The sequence below is a fragment of the uncultured Campylobacter sp. genome (genome assembly GCF_938030145.1).
Classification (GTDB): domain Bacteria; phylum Campylobacterota; class Campylobacteria; order Campylobacterales; family Campylobacteraceae; genus Campylobacter_B.
On record NZ_CALHGM010000017.1, the window covers coordinates 1 to 19,999 of the forward strand.

Annotated in this window: 16 protein-coding genes and 1 tRNA gene; 11 read left to right on the forward strand and 6 right to left on the reverse strand. The window is 48.0% G+C overall.

The window, feature by feature from the left end; translation table 11 throughout:
- The first annotated feature begins 83 nt into the window (after positions 1-83).
- The 3 genes from Q0323_RS03720 to Q0323_RS03730 all read left to right on the forward strand — a co-directional run bounded on the left by Q0323_RS03720 (position 84) and on the right by Q0323_RS03730 (position 3,739).
- A complete protein-coding gene (locus tag Q0323_RS03720; RefSeq protein ID WP_297894728.1) occupies positions 84-1,715 on the forward strand; it encodes a CTP synthase in 1,632 nt (543 codons plus the stop codon).
- Positions 1,705-3,285, forward strand: a complete 1,581-nt coding sequence (gene recJ, locus Q0323_RS03725; protein WP_298051618.1) for a single-stranded-DNA-specific exonuclease RecJ — start codon at positions 1,705-1,707, stop codon at positions 3,283-3,285. Before Q0323_RS03720 ends, recJ begins: the two co-directional genes overlap by 11 nt.
- 310 nt (positions 3,286-3,595) lie before the next feature.
- A complete protein-coding gene (locus tag Q0323_RS03730) occupies positions 3,596-3,739 on the forward strand; it encodes a hypothetical protein (protein WP_298051620.1) in 144 nt (47 codons plus the stop codon).
- Positions 3,740-3,759: 20 nt separating this feature from the next.
- On the opposite strand, the gene Q0323_RS03735 is transcribed toward Q0323_RS03730, so the two are convergent.
- The 5 genes from Q0323_RS03735 to Q0323_RS03755 form a co-directional block, all read right to left on the reverse strand.
- Positions 3,760-4,089, reverse strand: a complete 330-nt coding sequence (locus Q0323_RS03735; RefSeq protein ID WP_291939008.1) for a cupin domain-containing protein — start codon at positions 4,087-4,089, stop codon at positions 3,760-3,762.
- A 66-nt stretch (positions 4,090-4,155) separates the two neighbouring features.
- The gene (locus tag Q0323_RS03740; protein WP_298051623.1) at positions 4,156-6,555 is read right to left on the reverse strand and encodes an NnrS family protein; all 2,400 of its coding nucleotides are present in this window, start codon (positions 6,553-6,555) and stop codon (positions 4,156-4,158) included.
- Positions 6,548-7,237: an ATP-binding cassette domain-containing protein gene (locus Q0323_RS03745; protein WP_298051625.1), complete on the reverse strand. Its 690-nt coding sequence runs from the start codon at positions 7,235-7,237 to the stop codon at positions 6,548-6,550. The genes Q0323_RS03740 and Q0323_RS03745 overlap by 8 nt, the downstream gene beginning before the upstream one ends.
- Positions 7,237-8,034: an ABC transporter permease gene (locus Q0323_RS03750; protein ID WP_298051628.1), complete on the reverse strand. Its 798-nt coding sequence runs from the start codon at positions 8,032-8,034 to the stop codon at positions 7,237-7,239. The genes Q0323_RS03745 and Q0323_RS03750 overlap by 1 nt, the downstream gene beginning before the upstream one ends.
- Positions 8,028-8,987: an ABC transporter substrate-binding protein gene (locus Q0323_RS03755; protein ID WP_298051630.1), complete on the reverse strand. Its 960-nt coding sequence runs from the start codon at positions 8,985-8,987 to the stop codon at positions 8,028-8,030. The genes Q0323_RS03750 and Q0323_RS03755 overlap by 7 nt, the downstream gene beginning before the upstream one ends.
- A gap of 193 nt (positions 8,988-9,180) precedes the next feature.
- Between Q0323_RS03755 and ilvD the strand changes: the two genes are divergently transcribed.
- The gene (ilvD, locus tag Q0323_RS03760) at positions 9,181-10,854 is read left to right on the forward strand and encodes a dihydroxy-acid dehydratase (protein ID WP_298051633.1); all 1,674 of its coding nucleotides are present in this window, start codon (positions 9,181-9,183) and stop codon (positions 10,852-10,854) included.
- A gap of 55 nt (positions 10,855-10,909) precedes the next feature.
- The gene (locus tag Q0323_RS03765; RefSeq protein WP_298051636.1) at positions 10,910-12,655 is read left to right on the forward strand and encodes a hypothetical protein; all 1,746 of its coding nucleotides are present in this window, start codon (positions 10,910-10,912) and stop codon (positions 12,653-12,655) included.
- Between the two features lie 201 nt (positions 12,656-12,856).
- Here the strand turns inward: Q0323_RS03765 and Q0323_RS03770 are convergent, their stop codons facing one another.
- On the reverse strand, positions 12,857-14,122 hold the full coding sequence (locus Q0323_RS03770; RefSeq protein ID WP_298051638.1) for a 3-isopropylmalate dehydratase large subunit: 1,266 nt from the start codon (positions 14,120-14,122) through the stop codon (positions 12,857-12,859).
- 97 nt (positions 14,123-14,219) lie between these two features.
- Here Q0323_RS03770 and Q0323_RS03775 point away from each other — a divergent pair, with 97 nt between their 5' ends.
- From Q0323_RS03775 to Q0323_RS03800, 6 genes are all read left to right on the forward strand, one after another.
- Entirely contained in the window at positions 14,220-14,744 is a 525-nt protein-coding gene (locus tag Q0323_RS03775; protein ID WP_298051641.1) for a nitroreductase family protein, read from the forward strand.
- 5 nt (positions 14,745-14,749) lie between these two features.
- On the forward strand, positions 14,750-16,072 hold the full coding sequence (locus Q0323_RS03780; protein WP_298051643.1) for an NFACT RNA binding domain-containing protein: 1,323 nt from the start codon (positions 14,750-14,752) through the stop codon (positions 16,070-16,072).
- A 49-nt stretch (positions 16,073-16,121) separates the two neighbouring features.
- The gene (locus Q0323_RS03785) at positions 16,122-16,886 is read left to right on the forward strand and encodes a phosphatidate cytidylyltransferase (protein ID WP_005872778.1); all 765 of its coding nucleotides are present in this window, start codon (positions 16,122-16,124) and stop codon (positions 16,884-16,886) included.
- Positions 16,880-17,965 carry a 1-deoxy-D-xylulose-5-phosphate reductoisomerase gene (gene dxr, locus Q0323_RS03790; protein ID WP_298051646.1) on the forward strand — a complete coding sequence of 362 codons (1,086 nt, stop codon included), beginning with the start codon at positions 16,880-16,882 and terminating at the stop codon, positions 17,963-17,965. Before Q0323_RS03785 ends, dxr begins: the two co-directional genes overlap by 7 nt.
- Positions 17,966-18,152: 187 nt before the next feature.
- A complete protein-coding gene (locus Q0323_RS03795) occupies positions 18,153-19,109 on the forward strand; it encodes a DUF3137 domain-containing protein (protein WP_298051649.1) in 957 nt (318 codons plus the stop codon).
- 397 nt (positions 19,110-19,506) lie between these two features.
- Positions 19,507-19,582 (forward strand) — tRNA-Val (locus Q0323_RS03800).
- The last annotated feature ends 417 nt before the right edge of the window (positions 19,583-19,999 follow it).

Sequence of the window (19,999 nt, forward strand, 5' to 3'; positions counted from 1 at the left end):
AAAATTTTCAAATTCTAGCTTAGTGTGCTTTAACCTAAAAGAAGTTATAATCGCGGCATTAATATCAAAATTTAGGAAAACTTATGGCAAAACAAACGAAATATATTTTCGTTACCGGCGGAGTGCTGAGCTCGCTGGGTAAGGGCATTGCAGCGGCGTCGATCGCGACGCTTTTAAAGCATGCGGGGCTTAAAGTGCGCATACTAAAGGCGGATCCTTATATCAACGTCGATCCCGGCACCATGAGTCCGCTGGAGCACGGAGAGGTTTTTGTAACCGACGACGGCGCGGAGACCGATCTGGATCTTGGGCATTATGAGCGGTTCTTGGATGAAAATTTAAGCCAAGACAACAACTTTACCACGGGCAAAGTTTACAGCTCCGTCATCGAAAAGGAGCGCAGGGGCGATTATCTGGGCAAGACGATCCAGGTGATCCCTCACATCGTAGGCGAGATCGTGCGCCGTATAAAAAAGGCGGGCGAGGGCAACGACGTGCTGATCGTCGAGATCGGCGGCACCGTAGGCGACATCGAGGGGCTGCCGTTTTTAGAGGCGATCCGCGCGATGAGAGTGGAGCTTGGTAGGGTAAATACGATGAATATCCACCTCACGCTCGTGCCTTTTATAAAAGTCGCGGGCGAGCTCAAAACCAAGCCTACGCAGCACAGCGTAGGCGAACTGCGCCGCATCGGCATCAGCCCCGATATGATAATCTGCCGCTCCGAAATGCCGCTAAATCGCGCGCTAAAAGATAAGATCGCGCTAAGCTGCGGCGTGGATAAAAACTGCGTCATAGAAAGCCCAGATAGCGCGAGCATCTATCAGATCCCACTTGCGTTTTTGAAACAAGATATTTTAACGCCGATCGCAGAGACTTTAAGCTTAAATAAGCTTGAAGTCGATATGAGCAACTGGGACAGCCTAGTTAAGCGCGTCATCGTGCCTACGAACGAAACTACGATCGCCTTCGTCGGCAAATATATCGATCTGAAAGAAAGCTACAAATCCCTCACCGAGGGGATCATCCACGCGGGCGCGACGCTCGATACGCGGATAAGCTTAAAGTGGATAGATAGTGAAAAAATTGAAGCAAGCAATGTGGATGAAATTTTCCGCGACGTAAACGGAATTTTAGTCGCGGGCGGCTTCGGTTCGCGCGGAGTGGAGGGTAAAATTTTAGCCATAAACTACGCGCGGGTGCATAAGGTGCCGTTTTTGGGCATCTGCCTAGGGATGCAGCTTGCGATGGTGGAGTTTGCGCGCAACGTCTTAAAATTGAAAAACGCCAACTCCTCGGAATTTGACCCTCAGACCGAAGATCCGGTGATCTACCTCATCGACAGCTTCATCGACGCGAGCGGCAAAAAGCAGATCCGCACGCACAAATCCCCTATGGGCGGCACTATGCGGCTGGGCGGCTATGACTGCGACGTCAAAAAAGGCTCGCTTCTGGGTAAAATTTACGGCGAGCAAAAAACCATCCGTGAGCGCCACCGCCACCGCTACGAAGCCAATCCGAAGTACCGCGCCGAGTTTGAAAAGCACGGGCTTATAGTCTGCGGCGAGAGCGACGGGCTTATCGAAGCGGTCGAGCTAAAAAATCATCCGTTTTTTCTGGGCGTGCAGTTTCACCCGGAATTTACCAGCCGTCTAGTGCGCCCAAATCCCGCGATTTTGGGCTTTATCGAAGCATCTATAAAAAATGCTAGGTAAAAATGAGATAAGGGAAATTCTAAAATCGAGATTTGCGAACGATCGGCATACTAAAATTTCTGAAATTCCCTTACCTTGCGAGCTGAAGGATACCTATAAGGCGGCTTTGCGCATAAAAACTGCCATCGAAGAAAACCAGCGCATAGCCGTAGTCGGCGATTACGATGTCGACGGTATCGTAAGCACCGTCATAATGAGCGATTTTTTCAATCAAATAGGCGCGGATTACGTTATTAAGATCCCAAACCGCTTCACCGACGGATACGGGCTAAACAGCGAGATCATAGGCGAGCTTGAGGATGTGGATCTCATCATCACGGTAGATAACGGCACCTCCGCGACGGAAGCTGCCGAAATTTGCGCTCAAAAGGGGATCGATCTCATCATCACCGATCATCACATGCCCCCGCCCGTGCTGCCGCGCGCTTATGCGATAATCAATCCGAAGCAGCCTGATTGCACCTTCCCAAATATCGAAATTTGCGGCGCACAAGTAGCGTGGTATCTCGTGGGAGCGCTAAAAGAAACCCTCGGCGTGAACTACGATATGGCAAGCTCTATGGATATCCTCATCATCGCCATAATCGCCGATATGATGGAGCTGCGCGACATGAACCGCGCGCTGCTGCGCTTCGGTATCAAGCGGCTAAATAGCTCAAACCGCGCCTGCTTCAAGGCGATAAAAGAGCATTATTTTAAAAAGCACTTCGAATTCGACGATATCAGCTATACGATCGCGCCGCTTATCAACTGCACGGGGCGGATGGACGATGCGACGATGTCGTATAATTTCCTATGCGCCAAAAATATCAGAGAGGCAAACCACTACCTAGAGACGATAAATTCCATCAACAACTCGCGCAAAGAGGAGGAGAAAAACCTCTACGACGAGATCGTAAAAAGCGTCGATCCGAGCGACAACGTCATCGTCGTGTGGGGTCCGCAGTGGCACGAAGGGATCATCGGCATCGTCGCAAGTCGCCTAAGCAAGACCTACAAAAAGCCCGCGATCGTCTTTAGCGTAAGCGGCTCGCGCGCCAAAGGAAGCGCGCGCAGCATCGGTAAATTCGATATTTTAGAGCTAATCTCCTCGCAAAGCGAAATTTTAACGACCTTCGGCGGACACAAGGGCGCTGCGGGCGTGGGGATCGATCCTGCGCTACTTCAGGAGTTTAAGCGCCGCGTAAATGAGCGCATAACGCCTAAAGATCTGAGTGATTTTAACGCGCAAGACGATCTGCTGGGCGAGCTGGACGCGTCGCAGATAGACTTCGAGCTGCTTGAAATTTTAGAATTTTACGAGCCGTACGGGCAGAAAAATCCACGCCCGCTCTTTTGTATCAAAGGCGCCCGCGCCCGCAATATCAGAGAGATCGGCAAGGAGGGCAAGCATATCAAAATGGCGCTTGACAAAAACGGCGGCAGCGTCGAGGCGCTGTTTTTCAACTACGACTTTTTGCCGCGCGCCGGCGAGCGAGTGGACGCGATCTTTACGATTAGCAAAAACAACTTCCGCGGCACGATCACGCCTGAGCTCATCATCAAGGAGCTGACTCCGAGCGAGAGCTAAATTTTAAAATTTAGGCCTGCTTGGTGGGCATTTCGCGCCGGACACGGCCTTTAAATTTAACTCTCGATCTATGAGCTAGGCCGCGCATTGCGCACTCGGCGGGTTCGCCCTACTACAGCGCCCGTCTACTCTACTCGCCCGATATGTATTGCACGCTCGGCGCGACTTAAAAATTTAACGCGCGAGCTATGAATTTGACTTGCGATGCGAGCTCAAGCGCGCGATTTCGGGGCTAGACACAGCGCGCAAACGCAGTGCGTTATTTTCAGCTCCCGCGCGGTTTGCAAAACAGACGAAATTTTTAGGCGCGGTGAAAATAAAATTTAAACGTTTTGGAATTTTAAAATTTTGCGAGGGCGAGCGGGAGCAGGCGGGAACAAACAAGGCGATCCTAAGAATGAAATTTCGGATAAAATTTTATGAAGCGGCGGGCGGGCTAAATTTTAAAATTTGACCCGTCCTTAAACTTATAGGCTAAAAAACCACCACTAAAAACCACTTAAACGGCACCGGCGCAAAGATCGCGTGCGGCAAGCCCGCAGGCATGACGATGCTTTGCCCCGCTTTTACGCGGTGCTTCTGCCCATCGATCGTGAAATCGCCCTCCCCCTCAAGCACGTAAACGAATGCGTCGCCGTCGGATTTGTGCGAGCTGATCTCCTCACCGCCGTCGAAGGCGAAAAGGGTCATATTCAGCGCAGGATTTTGTGCGAGGGTGCGCGAAATCACCTTATGAGGGGATACTTCGACTAGCGAAGCAAGCTCTACGGCCTTAGCGGCGTCGATATTTTTGATGTGTTGCATAAGCTCTCCTTGAAATGAAATTTGATCGATTGTAGCTAAAATTTAACAAGCCCGCTTTGATGAGCATCAATCCGGATCCGCGCTGAAAGGATTTTTCAGAAAGATCGGGACGAAATTTATCAGATATAGCGCGACCGCGGCGATAAAAAGCGCCGCGGGGGTCATCACGTATAAAACAAAGCTCTCGCCCGCAAAAACGGCTCTTAAACCTCCCGCGAGTAGAGCCAAAACGAGCGCCGCACGGCTTAGGCGCGGGAAGTTTAGCGGCGAAATTCCGCTGTGGCGCTGTCCGGCGATCATCCCTACGAAAAGTATCGCTCCATACATATAGCAGATCGCGATGACGTGCAGCGGCGCGGCAGCGTATCCCCCGCGGATCAGCTCCCAGCCCAACCACGCATAGCCCGCCGCGCACGCAGCCTGCAACGCGTAGTAAAACGCCATATAGTGGCGGCTTAAAATTTCGGCGTAGTGCAGCTCGCGAAGCTTCGCCAAAAACAAAAATCCGATGCCAAGCGCGATAAATCCGCACGTCGCCTCGCTTAAAAATGGCGTCGCGAGCGCCAAAGCAAAGGCGAGGAAAGCGGCTAAATTTTTGTAGATAAAATTTGGAATAAAAACGGCGTCCTTCAGCCCGCCCTCTCTTAACGCTTCGTTGCCTATGACGACGCTTATGCGGTAGCTTACGACGGCGATTGCCGCGACGTTGATATGCACGAAGCTAAGCAAAAACTTCTCATTCCCGTTCGCGCCATAGGCGGCAGAGCAGGCGCAAAACGCCGCAAGGACTGCCAGGATGCTAAAATTATTCGAGTTTTTATCCAGCCACAAAAGCCATGCCGCAAAGATGAAAAATATCGCCCAAAATAGCGCCGTAATCGCAGCCGCAAGCCGCAAATTTAAAAAGCTCGCGACAAAGGCTGCGATCAGGCAGGCGGCAAAGGCAAGCGAAACAGGCTTTAGCGAGCCCTCGAAGTTCGTCCAATCGGGCAGCGCGGTAAGCAAAAATGCCGCGTAGATGCACGAAGGCGCCAAAAACAGAAAATAAAACTTATGAGCGCCGACATAATCGATCGCCAGCGCATCGGGTGCTAAAAAACTAAGCGCGCCCAGCGCCGCAAAAAAGCAGGCGCAAAGAACGAAGGCGCGCATCGGATGGGAGAAAAAATTCCTCGCGCGCTCATCTTTAAATTTAGGCGCGTAAAAGCCTAGCCGCTGCGCCGGGCACGGCTCGGAATTTTTGAGCTCCTGCGGCGAAACAGGCTCGGTTCCATTTTGCGTGGAATTGGTCTTAAAATTCCGATCGGAATTTTTAGAGCTCTGCGAGAAATTTTGAACAGAATTTGGCTCGGCATGACTTTGCGCGGAGGCGTGTTTGGAATTTTGACCTTGATAGGAATTCTTGGCGCTTTGTAAGAAGCTTAGCGGTAAATTTCGCTCGTAATTTTTAACGCTCTGCGAGAAGCTCAGCGCGGAATTTGGATCGGCGCTTCTGCCGTTTTGTGAGAAGCCATGAGTGGAATTTTGATCGTAGCTTTTAGCGCTTTGCAAGAAATCATGTGCGAAATTTGGATTTTTAAAGCTTTGCGCTGGCTCGGCGTCCGAATTGCGAGCTGAATTTTTGAAATTTCGCGTAAAATTTGAAGCGGAAATTTTGAAATTTCGTGCGAAATCGAGAGCGTAAATTTTAAAATTTCGCGTAGAAATTCCGCCTGAATTTTTAAAATAATCTGCGCCAAATCCACAACGCAGACGGGCATCTGGGTTCGCACCAAATCTGCAATGTAGGCAGGCGGCACGAGCAGGGCGGTCGGATACGCGCTGTAAACGATCGCTCGCGTTAGAGCTGCATCGCAAGCTGACACTCGCGCCGGAGTCGCGGCGTGAGCGGGTATCTTGGCTTGTGCCAACGCGCCGTAAGTCGGCTCTGGCGCTGCGATACATATCGCTACTAAATTTCGCCGAATTTCGCGCTGCAAAAACCCAGCGCACTACGCCGTTCAAGAGCACGCTCACGATATAATCGCAGTTCGCACGGCTACGCAGTTCGTATTTCGGTGTGATAAAACCGCGGTGCCAGGCGTCCTGCGAAAGGCTGTATTCGCTTGCGCTAAGATTGCAGCATCCGATGTCCCGAAAGAGCCTGTCTATGCAAGCAACGAAATCATAACATTTAGTATCCCGCAAGAGCCTGTGCCCGCCCGCACCGACATCAATACATCCAGAACTCCGCAAAAGCTCGCGCCCGCGTGCATCCATATCGCAGCGCCCGATGCCCCGCAAAAACCCATCTATGCGAGTGCTGAGGTCGTCGCATCTAGCGCCCGACAAATGCCCGTGATTGCGCACGCTCGGATCTCCATATGCACCAAAATCTCGTTCATACGCGTCTGAGCTGCAACGTAAGTTCAAATTTCGTGCGGAACCTCCCTGCTTGCGCGCATTAAAGATAAAATTTCTACTCATAATAGCTCACTCCCCCAAACTGCTCGCTTACCACGCGCTCTTCGTACCGCTCGTCGCGTGCGTTTAGCGGCTCGTCCAGGCTCACGACGCGCCTAAGCCCCATCCCTTTGGGCTCGAGCTCGATGATCTCGTGGCTTAAGCGTGCGGCTTCGAAGCGGTCGTGTGTCACCAAAAGGCAGGCAAGCCCCTCGCGCTCGATCTTTGAGACTAAAATTTCGATCAGTACGCCGCGTAGGTCGCGATCGAGCCCTACAAACGGCTCATCAAGCAGCGTCAGATCGCAGCCGCTAAGGATCGTGCGCAAAAACGCCGTGCGCTTTTGCATACCGCCGCTTAGCTCGCGCGGGAATTTATTCAGATCGCTCGGGCTTAGCCCGATCTTTGCGGCGAGGGCGTAAATTTCGTTCACGCCGGCGGGGCTAAAAATTTCAATATTTTTAAGCGCCGTGAGGTTTGGTAGCAGGCGGTTTTCTTGAAACAAAAAGCTGATTTTCTTAAAGCCGTTTTCGATCTGCCCGCTTTTTTTATCCTCCAGCCCGCAAACCAACCGCAAAAGCGAGGTCTTACCGCAGCCGCTGGGGCCAAAAAGCGTCTTGACTTCACCCGCGCGCAGCCGCAGCGAAAAATCTGAAATTATAACGTCGCGCAGAATTTCGTAGCGCAGATTTGAAATTTTTAGCATCATCTGCTCCACGGCATCAGTAAAATTTGAAGCGGCTTGGTCACGAGATAATCGAAAAGCGCCGTAAAGGCTATGACTAGGCACACATATGCCATGACCTCGACCGTATCGATATTGACGCGCGCTTCGGCGATCTTTGCGCCGACGCCGTCGTTCGCGCCCAAAAGCTCCGCCATCACAAGCACCTTCGCGCCGTTGCTGACCGCGACGTAGATCGCAGGAAGCAGCCGCTCGATTAGGTGCGGTGCGTAGAGGTAGCGCAGTTTTTTTAAAATTGAGCTTTTGTAGCTGTCGAAAAGCTCGGTGTATTCGATGCTCACGCTAGCCATCGCCTGCGCCGCGGACGCAAAAGTCATCGGCGCGACTACGATAACGACGGTAAAAAGTACGCTTTTATCGCCAAAATGAAACCAAAATATCGCAAGCACGATCCAGACGATGGGCGGAGTCGAAAGAAGCACGGTGATTAGCGGGTTTAAAAAGGCTCGCAGGCTTTTAAAATACCCCGCCGCAAGCCCGCTGCAAATCCCCGCAAAAAGCGCGAGGAAGGTGCCTGCAAGCGCGCGCTTAAGCGACAGGGCTAGATCGTTTGCAGCGAAATTTTTTAAAATTTCGCACGCCTTAAAAAAAACAGCCGCGGGTTCTGGCAGAATGAGCGGCCCGTAAGCCTCGCTCGCCACCTGCCAAATGGCTATGAAAAAGCACACCGCCCCTAGGCTCGCAAAGCCGCCCCACAGATAGTCTATGACGTAAAACGCGGGGTTTTGAGCTTTGCGAATTTTATCGATTTTTAGCATAGAAAAAACTCGTCCTTAGGCATCGCGCCGCCGAGGAGCTTAGGGTTAAATTCCATCAAAATTTCATAAAATTTCAAAAGCTCGTCCTTGATCTCGCTAGGTTTTTTGACGCATAAATTCGACGTATCGATGCTCATAAATATCGCAGGCGGCGGCGCAGGGAAGAAATTCGTCCCGATCGCCGCGGCGCTTTGTTTGTTCGCTTTGATCCACACAAGCGCGTCTGCCAGATCGGCGTTTAAAATTTCAAAATCCGCCTTTTTCGCGGCGTAAAAATCGGTATCTGCGATGATGCCTGCTTGCGGGATGATGGGCTTTACCGAAAACGCCTGCGCCCACATATCGCTTAAATTTGCCCCTCGCTGCACGGCGATACCCGATACTTTGCCCTTTAAGATCATGGCGCTTGCTAGCGGCTCCACCGTGATCGCGACGTCGTAGTCCTTGGCCAAAAACAGCTGCGCGCTCTCTGCGGGGCTGGCGGTGTAATCGATGTTTAGCCCGCTAATGCCCTGCTTTTTCGCTATGGCTCGCACGATGATGTCTAGCATGTCATTTTTAAAAGGCATGACGATCTTTTTGCCCTTCAGCTGCGCAAATTCCGTTATCTTCTCGCCCTTGCTCATCACGAAATTTAGCCCCTCGGTGAGGATATTTACCATGCCAATCTTGCGCCCTTGATTTGCGAGGTTCACTCCCACGTTGCTCGGGCTCATCATAACCTTGTACTCGCCGTTTGCCACGCCCGCGCGCAGCTGATCGGGATCGCGCCAAAGCTCAAGCCTGGCGTCGTATTTTTTGCCGATCTGCCCCTGCATGCACGCAACGCCGATGATGAGGCTAGGCATCGCGGGCGCGCCGTAGATAGCGAAGGCCTCCTTTGCAAAAAGAGGGCTAGCAAGCCCGCTAGCCGCCAACGCGGACGTTAGTTTTAAGAAATTTCTTCTTTGCATCTTCTCCTCTTTTCATTCCTGCCAAACGGCAAGATTTTGATAATCGATGTGCAATTATATCAAAAACAGGAGTGATTCGGTTTGATTAAGCTCAATAGTCCCACTTTAAATTTTAATGCGCTAAAATTTAAAACGCCCTGCAGCGGTAAAATTTTATGCTAAAATGGAGAAAATTTCAATTCAAGGACATAAAATGAGAAGCGACATCATCAAAAAAGGCTATACGCGCGCGCCGCACAGAAGCTTGCTAAGAGCGACGGGGCTAAAGGACGAGGACTTTGAAAAGCCCTTTATAGGCGTGGCAAATAGCTTCATAGAGATCATTCCGGGGCATTTTTTTCTCAACAAATACTCCGAAATTTTAAAAGACGAGATCCGCAAAAACGGTTGCGTGCCATTTGAGTTTAACTGCATCGGCGTGGACGACGGCATCGCTATGGGGCATGCCGGGATGCTTTATAGCTTGCCTAGCCGCGAGCTGATCGCAAATTCGATCGAAACGGTGATGAACGCGCATGCCCTGGACGCTCTGGTCTGCATGCCAAACTGCGATAAAATCGTGCCCGGCATGGTGATGGGCGCGCTTCGCGTGAACGTGCCGACGGTTTTTGTTAGCGGCGGCCCGATGAAAAAGGGCTACACTAAAAAAGGCGAGCCGATCGACCTATCCACGGCGTTTGAGGCGGTGGGTAAATTTGAAACCAAAGAGATCAGCGCCGAGGAGCTAAAAGAGATCGAGTGCAAAGCCTGTCCAAGCGGAGGCAGCTGCTCGGGGATGTTTACGGCAAACTCGATGAATACGCTGTGCGAAGCGATGGGTATCGCGCTAAAAGGCAACGGCACGGTGCCCGCGCTCACGCCTGAGCGCGAGGAGCTCATCAGGGAAGCGGGGCGACGAATTTGCCAAATCGCGCTGGATGAAAAATACAAAATCCGCAACATCGTGAACGAAAAATCGATCCAAAACGCCATAGTCGTCGATATGGCGATGGGCGGCAGCAGCAACACCGTGTTGCACATCCTAGCTATCGCGCGCGAAGCGGGGGTAAATTTACAGATCGCGGGGCTCAACGAGATCAGCCGCAAGATCGCTCACATCGCCAAAATCAGCCCGAGCTTACCAAATATCCACATGGAGGATATCGACCGCGCGGGCGGGCTAAGCGCCGTGATAAACGAAATTTCGCGCCGCGACAATGGGCTGCTAGACCTTGGCGCGCCGACGGTCACGGGCGAGAGCCTAGGCGAGCGCGTGGGTGCTAGCGTCATAAAAGACGAAGAGGTCATCCATAAGGTCGAAAACGCCTATTCGGACGTGGGCGGACTGGCGATTTTGTTTGGAAATTTAGCCGAACAAGGCTGCGTCATCAAGACCGCGGGCATCATAGGCGAGCGTAAATTTAGCGGCAAGGCCGTGTGCTTTAACAGCCAAGACGAGGCGATAGAGGGCATCTCAAAAGGCAAAGTCGGCAAAGGCGACGTGGTCGTCATCCGCTACGAAGGGCCGCGCGGAGGCCCGGGTATGCAGGAGATGCTAAGCCCGACTTCGCTCATCATGGGGCGCGGACTGGGCGCGGACGTAGCTCTCATCACGGACGGGCGTTTTAGCGGTGCGACGAGAGGGCTAAGCGTCGGGCACGTGAGCCCGGAGGCTGCCGAGGGCGGCATGATCGGACTGCTACAAGACGGCGACATCATCGATATCGACGTGGATACGTACGCGATCAACGTGCGTCTAAGCGAAGCCGAGATCGCAGAGCGCAGGGCTAAATTTAAGCCGGTTGAAAAATCGCTGCCGTACCGCTGGCTGCGAATGTATCGCAAACTGGTAACGAACGCTAGCAACGGAGCGATTTTGGAGGCGTAGAATTTAAAATCGGTAGGTATCGTAGTTTTAAAAATTTAAATAAGGAATGATTTTTTTGTCTGAGAGAAATTTTACCTATAAGGATTTAGAGCAAGTAGAGACTGAAATAGAAAATATACATGAGGCGCTTGCTAATGTCTATAATAATAAGTCATGTATTTGGAAAATTAGTAGAACTCTTGACAAATTAAAAAATTCAAATTTTTCTAGTACGGAAAAATATATAATAGCTATATTTAAATCTGAATATGCCAAGCGCATGAATAGAACCGATGAAGCCATCAATTTTCTACAAAAATTTATAAAACAAGATGATTTTAAAATTTTATCTGATACGACCCGCGGTCTTATTAATGAAATAGAACAATATTTGTTGGTTTTGAAGCAAGATAATATTTACTCAGCCAGTAGAACTGCATTTAGAACCACTATCATAAGGTATATTAAATCGATTAAAATATTAAAAGAAGAGAAAGAAATTATCGAAAGGTACATAAAAAGTAGAAATGTAAAGGAACAAAAAAATCTGAATTATGAATTTTTTGAAAAAGAGAATGTATTGTATGCTGTTTATAACAATCTTAGCAATATACTTGAAGATGTAAGCATTATGCAATCATATATAAGACATATGAAAAATTCTATGTATTTTAATTTTCTTAATTTGTTTTCTATTGCTGCGAGACATACAGTTTTATTATTTTGGATGGTTGTTTTTATTGGAGGGGTATTTTGTTTGCCTTACTTTTTTAAAATTGGAATACCACCGCAGATTAATGTTAATGAAATAATTCCGTTATTGCTTTTTATTGGTATTTTAGGATTAGCGTATGTTGTTACGGTAGGTTTACTTTCTTTTATAGGTAGCTATTTTATTTTTAATGTCAAAACTAATGAAAAATGGATAAATAGATATTTTATAATTACACAAATTTACTTATTTGCAATTCTTACTATTCCATTTCTATATGAAATTAAATTTTTTAGTAAATATTTAAATCTTATACTTAATAATTTCGGCACTATTCTAGTTGTTTATTTTATAGCATCTATATCATATTTTATTTTATCTATGTTTAAAACCGGAAAATTTAAAGATGATGTAAATTTATTTATATTTTTACATCCTCTTTTTGACTTTCTTCTCATAGTAATAGTTTATTTTGGATATAAAGATATAGTACTACCAGTATTTTTGTGTTTTTTTCTAATTATTCTTGTTACTAGAATAGCTGCTTTTTCAAAATACTTTGATTATAAAACAGTTTTTTGGCTTTCTTTCTTTATTGGGTTAGGTCCAATTTATCTTTTAAGTCCCGATTTTGTAAGAATGATCAAGCTTGCGAACTATAAAGCCAATTTCATAGTAAAAAATGAATTTATCGAAAGCGAGAAATTGGATAAAATCCCGCTATGTTTTCAAGACTATAATGATACTTGCAAAAATTTAAAATTAAGTGATGATAATAAAACAGCAATAAATAGCCTCATAGTAAAGGTCAAATTTGATGAGCAATATTTTTTTAAAGCCCAAGTACCAAAAGATGAATTTAATATAACAAAAGAGCGCGTCATACGCTATCAAGATGAAAATTTTACTGATATTTCACAGAAAATGTTTAAAATTTTTAAAGTAAAAGAATGCAAGTATAACTCTACTGCTTCTTGCTATATCCATAATGACAAGGAGGGTAACATAACCATAAAGCATTATCATAAAGATATGGAAAATATTATACAAGATGAAAATGGTAAATATTTTATAGAGTTTCCGGTAAGAAAAGAAAATATATTAAATTGAGCGTTATCTTGCCTAAAACAAGGTACATTATCCAAATTTATAGTGATTTGGCTACAAAATTTCTGAAATAATCTAACAGCTATCTTAAATGTATGGACGCTTTAAATTTTACGATAAACACAAAATGAGCAGATCCGCAGATTTTTCAAACCGCGCAAAGCGGAGGATTTGTCTTACGCGGCTAAATTTAAATTTTAAAACCTACAAATCCCGCGGATCGGCGATCTTGCCTGCGACGGCGCTAGCTGCGGCGACGGCGGAGTTTGCTAGATACACTTCGCTCGTTCTATCGCCCATACGACCGACGAAATTTCGATTAGTCGTGCTTACGCAGCGCTCGCCCACGCCTAAAATTCCCATATATCCGCCCAGGCACGCGCCGCAGGTCGGGTTGCTCACGACTGCGCCCGCTTCTACGAAAATATCCCACAGCCCCTCTTTTTGCGCGGCCAGAGCGATCTTTTGCGTCGCAGGCGTGATTATGAGGCGGGTTTTGCGCGCGACCTTGCGACCTTTTAAAATTTGCGCGGCAATCCGCAGATCGGAGAGCCTGCCGTTGGTGCAGCTGCCGATGAAGACCTGATCGACGGCAATGTCGTCGCGCACCGCATCGCGCACACTCTTGCCGTTGCTAGGTAGGAACGGATACGCGATCACCGGATCAAGCTTGCTCACGTCGATCTGCAAAATTTGCTCATAGTTCGCGCCCTCGTCGGAGTAGTGAAATTTCGGCTCGGCGCGCAAATTTTTATCTGCCAAAAATTCCTTCGTGATCTCATCGACCGCGACGATACCGCTCTTGCCGCCCGCTTCGATCGCCATATTGCAAAGCGAAAATCTGCTATCCATATCCAAATGCTCCAGCGCGTCGCCGCAGAACTCCAGCGCCTTATAGCGCGCGCCATCCACGCCGATGAGGCGGATCACCTCTAAAATCAGATCTTTACCGTATATGTGCGGCGCGGGCTTGCCGCGAAAGATCACTTTGATCGTAGGAGGTACTTTGAACCAATTCTTGCCCGTTATCATCGCAAAAGCAAGATCCGTGCTGCCCATACCGGTTGCAAAAGCCCCCAGCGCGCCGTGGGTACAGGTGTGGCTGTCCGCGCCGATGATGACGTCGCCGGGTACCACGAGCCCTTTTTCAGGCATCAGCGCGTGCTCGATACCCATATCCTTTTCGTCGAAATAGTTTTTCAAATCGTGCTTGTAAGCAAACTCGCGCGAAATTTTAGCTTGGTTTGCGCTTAAAATATCCTTCGTAGGGATGTAGTGATCCATCACGATCGCAAAGCCGTCCGGGTTGGCGAGCTTTTTTGCGCCGCTAAGCTCGAACTGCTTGATCGAAATCGGCGTCGTGATGTCGTTGCCGATGACCATATCGATGGCGCTTTCGATGATCTGTCCCGCAAAAACCGTCTCGCCCACGTGCTCGCTAAAAATTTTCTCCGTGATCGTCTGCCTCATAAAATCTCCTTCGTGTCGGTTAAATTTGCGCGATTTTAGCTAAAAAATCATAAATTTTTGCAATTTTATGTATAATTGAGCCGCAAGGAGCGAGACGATGGAAATTTTAGATATTTTTGCGAACCGCAGAAGCGTAAGAAAATATACGGATGCGCCGCTTGAGGACGAGGCGCTAGATAAAATTTTAAAAGCGGGTCTGCTTGCGCCCTCAGGTCACGCGCTGCGCCCGTGGGAGTTCATCCTCGTGCGCGACAAACGGATGCTTGAGCGGCTAAGCGCATGCCGCGAAAGCGGAGCGGATATGCTAAAACAGGCCGCAGCCGCGATCGTCGTGATCGCAGATACGCAGAAGCAGGATGTCTGGATCGAGGACTGCTCGGTGGCGCTAGGCTACATGCACCTTGCCGCAAGCGCGCTAAATCTCGGAAGCTGCTGGGTGCAGGTAAGATTGCGCGCCGCCGCGGACGGACGCAGCTGCGAGGAGTTTTTGCGCGAGGCGCTGGGCTTTCCGCCAAATTTCAAAGCAGAAGCGATACTGGCCCTCGGCGTGCTGCAACAGCATCCGAGCCCGCACGATCTGCAGAAGCTAAATTTAAGCAAAATCCACAAAGAGAAATTTTAACGCGTATGAAGTATCAAAACTTAATTCAAATTTGCGAGTATCTACGCGCCAAACGCTTCCTTTCACACATTAAACGCGTAGGAGATAACCTTTTTAAAGTCTGTTTTGACGGCAACGAGACGCTGTTTTTCGATATGAATAAATCAGGCTGCAATATCCACGAAAATGACGCTTTTACCGAAGGTAAGGTTTACGCGGCGCCCTTTGACGTGCTACTTGCCAAGCGCTTCGTAAAATCGCGCATCACTTCCGTTAGCGTGCCAGAAAATAATAGAATTCTATGCCTTAGCGTGAGCCAAAACGCAAGCTACAAAACCCAAAGCTCAAATATCTACTTCGAATTTACCGGGCGATTTACCAACGTAATAATCACCGATGAAAACGATGTGATTTTAGAGGCACTGCGGCACTTCGAAACGGAATTTAGGCAGATCAAGGTAGGAAGAAAACTCCGCCACCTACCGCCTGCAAATATTAAAGAAGCCCCCGTGCCAAAAATTTCGGACTTTAGAGCATTTTTTCGCGCGGAATTTAACGCGCTAAATGCGGATCGCTTAAACTCGCTCAAATCCGCAAAAATCACGACGCTAAATAAAAAGCTAGAATCGGTGCGCGAAGCTCTAATCTCTTTGCAAAGCAGCGCCGAACTACTGCGAAGCGCCGAGCTTTTAAGCGAAAAAGCTGCCTTGCTAAAAGAAAATATCTATAAAATTCCAACTAGCGCGCGAGAATTTACGCTGCAAAAAGAAGACGCCGAAGCGATAGAATTTAAGCTGCAAAAGCCTGCAAGCGCCGCTTTGGGCGAGCTTTACTCTGAGGCAAAGCGTATGCGCCAAAAGGCTGCTAATATCCATATCGAAGAGCAAAATTTAAAGGAGAAACTCGCGTTTTACGAGAATTTAAAATCGCTCGTCCTTGCCGCACAGGATGCACACGAGATCGAAATTCTAATGCCTAAGCGCACGCAAACTAGGCAAAAAAGCAAGGAAAAAAATAGCGAATATGTAGCGAACTTTTATCTAGGAGATTTTAAAATCAGCGTCGGTAAAAACGAAAAAGGCAATGAGTTCTTACTAAAAAATAGCTCCAAATCCGACTATTGGTTTCATCTTAAGGACACTCCAAGCGCACACGTCATCGTAAAGACAAATAAGCAAAGTCTAAGCGAAGAGGTGGTCGAATTCGCCGCTAAAATTTGCGTGAGCTTCAGTGCAAGCGGCAGCGGAAAATATCTCGTCGATTACACCAAACGTCAAAATGTCAAAATCAACGAAGGTGCTTTCGTAAACTACGTAAATTTTAAAACAATCAGCGTTTTAAAGCCGTAATAAGCGAGCTTGCAGTATAATTATTCAAAATAAATTCCAAGGAAATTCTATGAAGCAAAGAATAATCACGGCAAGCATTTTACTCGCCGTATTTTTAGCTCTAATTCTAATAAACGCCAGGTGGCTAAATTTCGCCGTATTTGCTCTGATACTCGTGCTTGCGTTTTTTGAAAGCCTCAAATTATGGGGTCTAGAGGAAACTAGCAAAAAGTGGCTCGCGCTAGCGATCGCGTTTTTTGCGCTGCTACCATTTACGCAGACCGATGAGCCTTTCGTCTCAGCGCTAAAAGTTAGCATCCTGATGATCCTATGCGTCGCCTCTGTCGTAGCCTTTACCAAAGGCCCTAGCCTAAAGATCACCCTTCCTTTCATCTATCCCGTTGCGCCGATATTTTTTATGTGGGCGGCTTACGATGATTTCGGGGAAGTTTTTCACTTCGTTTGGCTGATCTTTATTATCGTAGCTAGCGATAGCGGCGCATATTTTATCGGAAGAGCTTTTGGCAAAACTCCGCTAAGCGCTAGCTCGCCGAATAAAACCGTAGAAGGCGTACTAGGTGGTCTTGCGCTCGCGCTTATCGTTAGCCTCATTTATGCGCGCATCTTTACCAATATGCCGCCGCTTGAAATTTTAGGCAAAACCATCATCATAGCAATTTTTGGCGTGTTTGGCGATCTGTTTGAAAGCTACCTAAAACGCGCGGCGGGTCTTAAAGATAGCGGCGCGCTCTTTCCCGGACACGGCGGGATCTTAGACCGCATCGACGGCTATATGTTCGGCGCAATCGCGATGGCGATAGTCTACTCATGGTAGTTTTAGGCTCCACTGGCTCTATCGGCACAAACACCCTAGACGTAGCCGCGCGCAGCGGCAGTATGATCGAAGCGCTTAGCTGCGGGCGTAATATCAAGCTTTTAAACGAACAGATCGCAAAATTTCATCCTCGTCTCGTCTGTATCGCGGACGCGCAGCAAAAAAGCGAGGTAGATCACGAGCGCGTATTTTGCGGCGCGGATGGAATTTTGCAGATGCTTGCGGAGTGCAAAAGCACGACCGTGGTAAACGCTCTTGTAGGCTTTGCGGGCATGATGCCTAGCCTAAAAACCCAAGAGCTCGGCAAAAAGCTCTGTCTAGCTAACAAAGAAAGCCTGGTCGTCGGCGGGAAATTTCTGCAAACGGATAAAATTTACCCGATCGACAGCGAGCATTTCGGACTGAAATTTTTACTTAGCAATGCCAAAATCCCCGTTTCGCGCCTAATCATCACGGCTAGCGGCGGCGCGTTTTACGACGTGCCGCTAACGCAGCTGGGCTCGCTCACGCCGCAAAATGCCCTCAATCACCCCAACTGGAAGATGGGCGCAAAGATCACGATCGACAGCGCCACGATGGCGAATAAGCTCTTTGAGGTGATCGAGGCGTTTTGGCTCTACGGCACGCGCGAGATCGATGCGCTCATCGAGCGCACCTCGCAGATCCACGCGCTGGTCGAATTCGCAGACGGCTCTACGACGGCGCACATTAGCAGAGCCGATATGCGCCTAGCCATCGCACACGCGATGTTTAGCGGCGACGTACGGGAGCAGATCACCGCACCCGTGGATCTGTGCGCTCTGCGACCTATAGAATTTAAACCGATCGACGAGATGAAATTTCAAATCTTTACCATCAAAGACGCGCTGTTAGCAAACCCCGATCTAGGCGTCGTCATCAACGCCGCAAACGAAGCGGGCGTAAATGCGTTTTTGCAGCAGCGCTGCCGCTTCACCGACATTGCGCGCGTCGTGCTGAAGTGCGCGGAAAAATTTAACTCGCCTAGCGTGACGGACGCGGACGCGCTTGTAGCGGTGGACGCGAGCGTGCGAGCGTATGCAAACGAACTACTGAAATAAGTTTTTTTAATCACGGAATTTATGCTGCAAGTTAAGCTTGGCGGCAAATTTCACTGCGCGCGGCTCGCGCAAGCAGCCGTAAAATTTAGCGGCATATAAACAGCGTGCGCCTATTGCGCCGTATCGGGCGCAGATTTACGCTGTGCCGCAAGGTTGCGCCATTAAATTTAATAAATAGAGGTTGGGCGTGGATATTAAAACCGTAATAGATTTAGAAAAGCAGCGCAAACAGCTTAAGAAAAGTCGCAAGCTTTGGAAAATTTTAAGTTACCTCGTAGCGTTTGCGGTTTTCGGTCCGATGCTTGCACTCGCATTGATAATCATCTTTCTTGATTTTCCCAAACTCGATCTCGGCGTAGAAAGTTTATTTCTTTTAGTCGCGTCTATTTTAGCAATAATCAGTACGAGAGATGAATTTTACGAGTGGATTTTTGAGCGCAAAACCGAGCAATTTTTGATGCGCTACAAAGAGCTATATCTCAAGCCTTATATCGAGAGTCTGGGCTTTTCGTATAAAATGGGCGCGCTTTTTCAGGAAAAAGAGGTAAGGCAAAGCGAGATATTTGACGGATTTGATAGATTTCGCGCGGATGATCTGGTTTACGCGAACGTGGATGGAGTGGACTTTATGTTTTGCGATATAAGGCTGGAAAAGTACATCGGTGCGGGAATTCCATTTGTTTTTAAAAATAATTACGCCACATTTTTCGAAGGACCCTTTTTCGTAGCAAATTTTAATAAAAAAATCCGTTCCGACGTTTTTGTTTTCTCGAATACGACACTGCCGCCGTCTGAGTTGCGGTACAAGCTACTGGGTGGTCGCGAAATACCAATAGATAACGCGGACTTCAATGCAAACTTTTCGGTTTATGCAAGCGATACGGTGGCGGCTATGTATGTCCTGACGCCCGCGCTGATGGAGAAAATTTTATCTCTTAAACAGCTTGTAAAATCCGATATCTCGCTGAGCTTTAAGCAAAATAAAATTTATATCGCGATATCTCGCGGCGCCGATAGTTTCGAGCCGAGCTTGGATCAGCCGATACTCAATGCTCACATCGCAAAGGATATCAAAGCGGATCTGGACGCTATGCTGCAAATCGTAAAAATTCTAAAGTTGAATGAAAAAATTTGGACGTCTTAACGGGCGCAAGGCGGAGCGAGGCAAGCGGGCGAAATATGGCGGGGCGAAGCAAGGCGAGTAGATGAAACGAGATGGGGCGAAGCAAAGCGACTAGATAAAGCAAAGCGAGGCAAAATAGGCTGCTGGGGCAAAACGCGCGAGCGCCGCAAAAGCGCGATAAAATTCCGCGCGGGATTGCGAAATTTAGTTGCGGGATGAAATTCCACGCGGGATTCGAATTTTAGTAGCGGGATGAAATTCCACGCGGAGTTGCGGCAAGATCGCGAAATTTCGCGTAGAATTCGACGGGGTTTTACGTCGCGACAAAATCTTGGTATAGAATTTCGGCGGAATTTTACGAAAAATTAAAATTTGCTTGCTATTGAGAGATTTTTTTGATATACTGCCGTTTCTTTTTGGCCCCGTAACTCAGTTGGTAGAGTGTCACCTTGACATGGTGGAAGTCGTTGGTTCGAGTCCAATCGGGACCACCATTTAAGCTACTTTTAAGTTATAATCACTTCTTTTTACTTCTCTTTAATTCCTGCTTAAGTTGTTTTAAAATTTTAATCCACTTCATTTTCGCGTTCGCGCGCCCACCCGTCTTAAATTTAGTTATTCCAACCTCTTTCATTTTTATTTTAGATATAATTTTTCCTGAAATACTATGAGATCGATTAGCCGATCGATGAGGTAAATTCTATCGGCAACCGATTAAATTCAGAAAGGAGTATCGGAGATATATGGGGCAGTATGTTATAAAAACATTAGATTACTGCACAGAAAAGGGACTGCGGCTACAATGGGAAAAGGACTTTGCGATCTCCGTCAATACTCCAGGAAACGAAGTTACTATAAGGGCAAATAAAAGTGGACTCATATCTCTTGCCAGGCATTTGCTTACTTTAGCG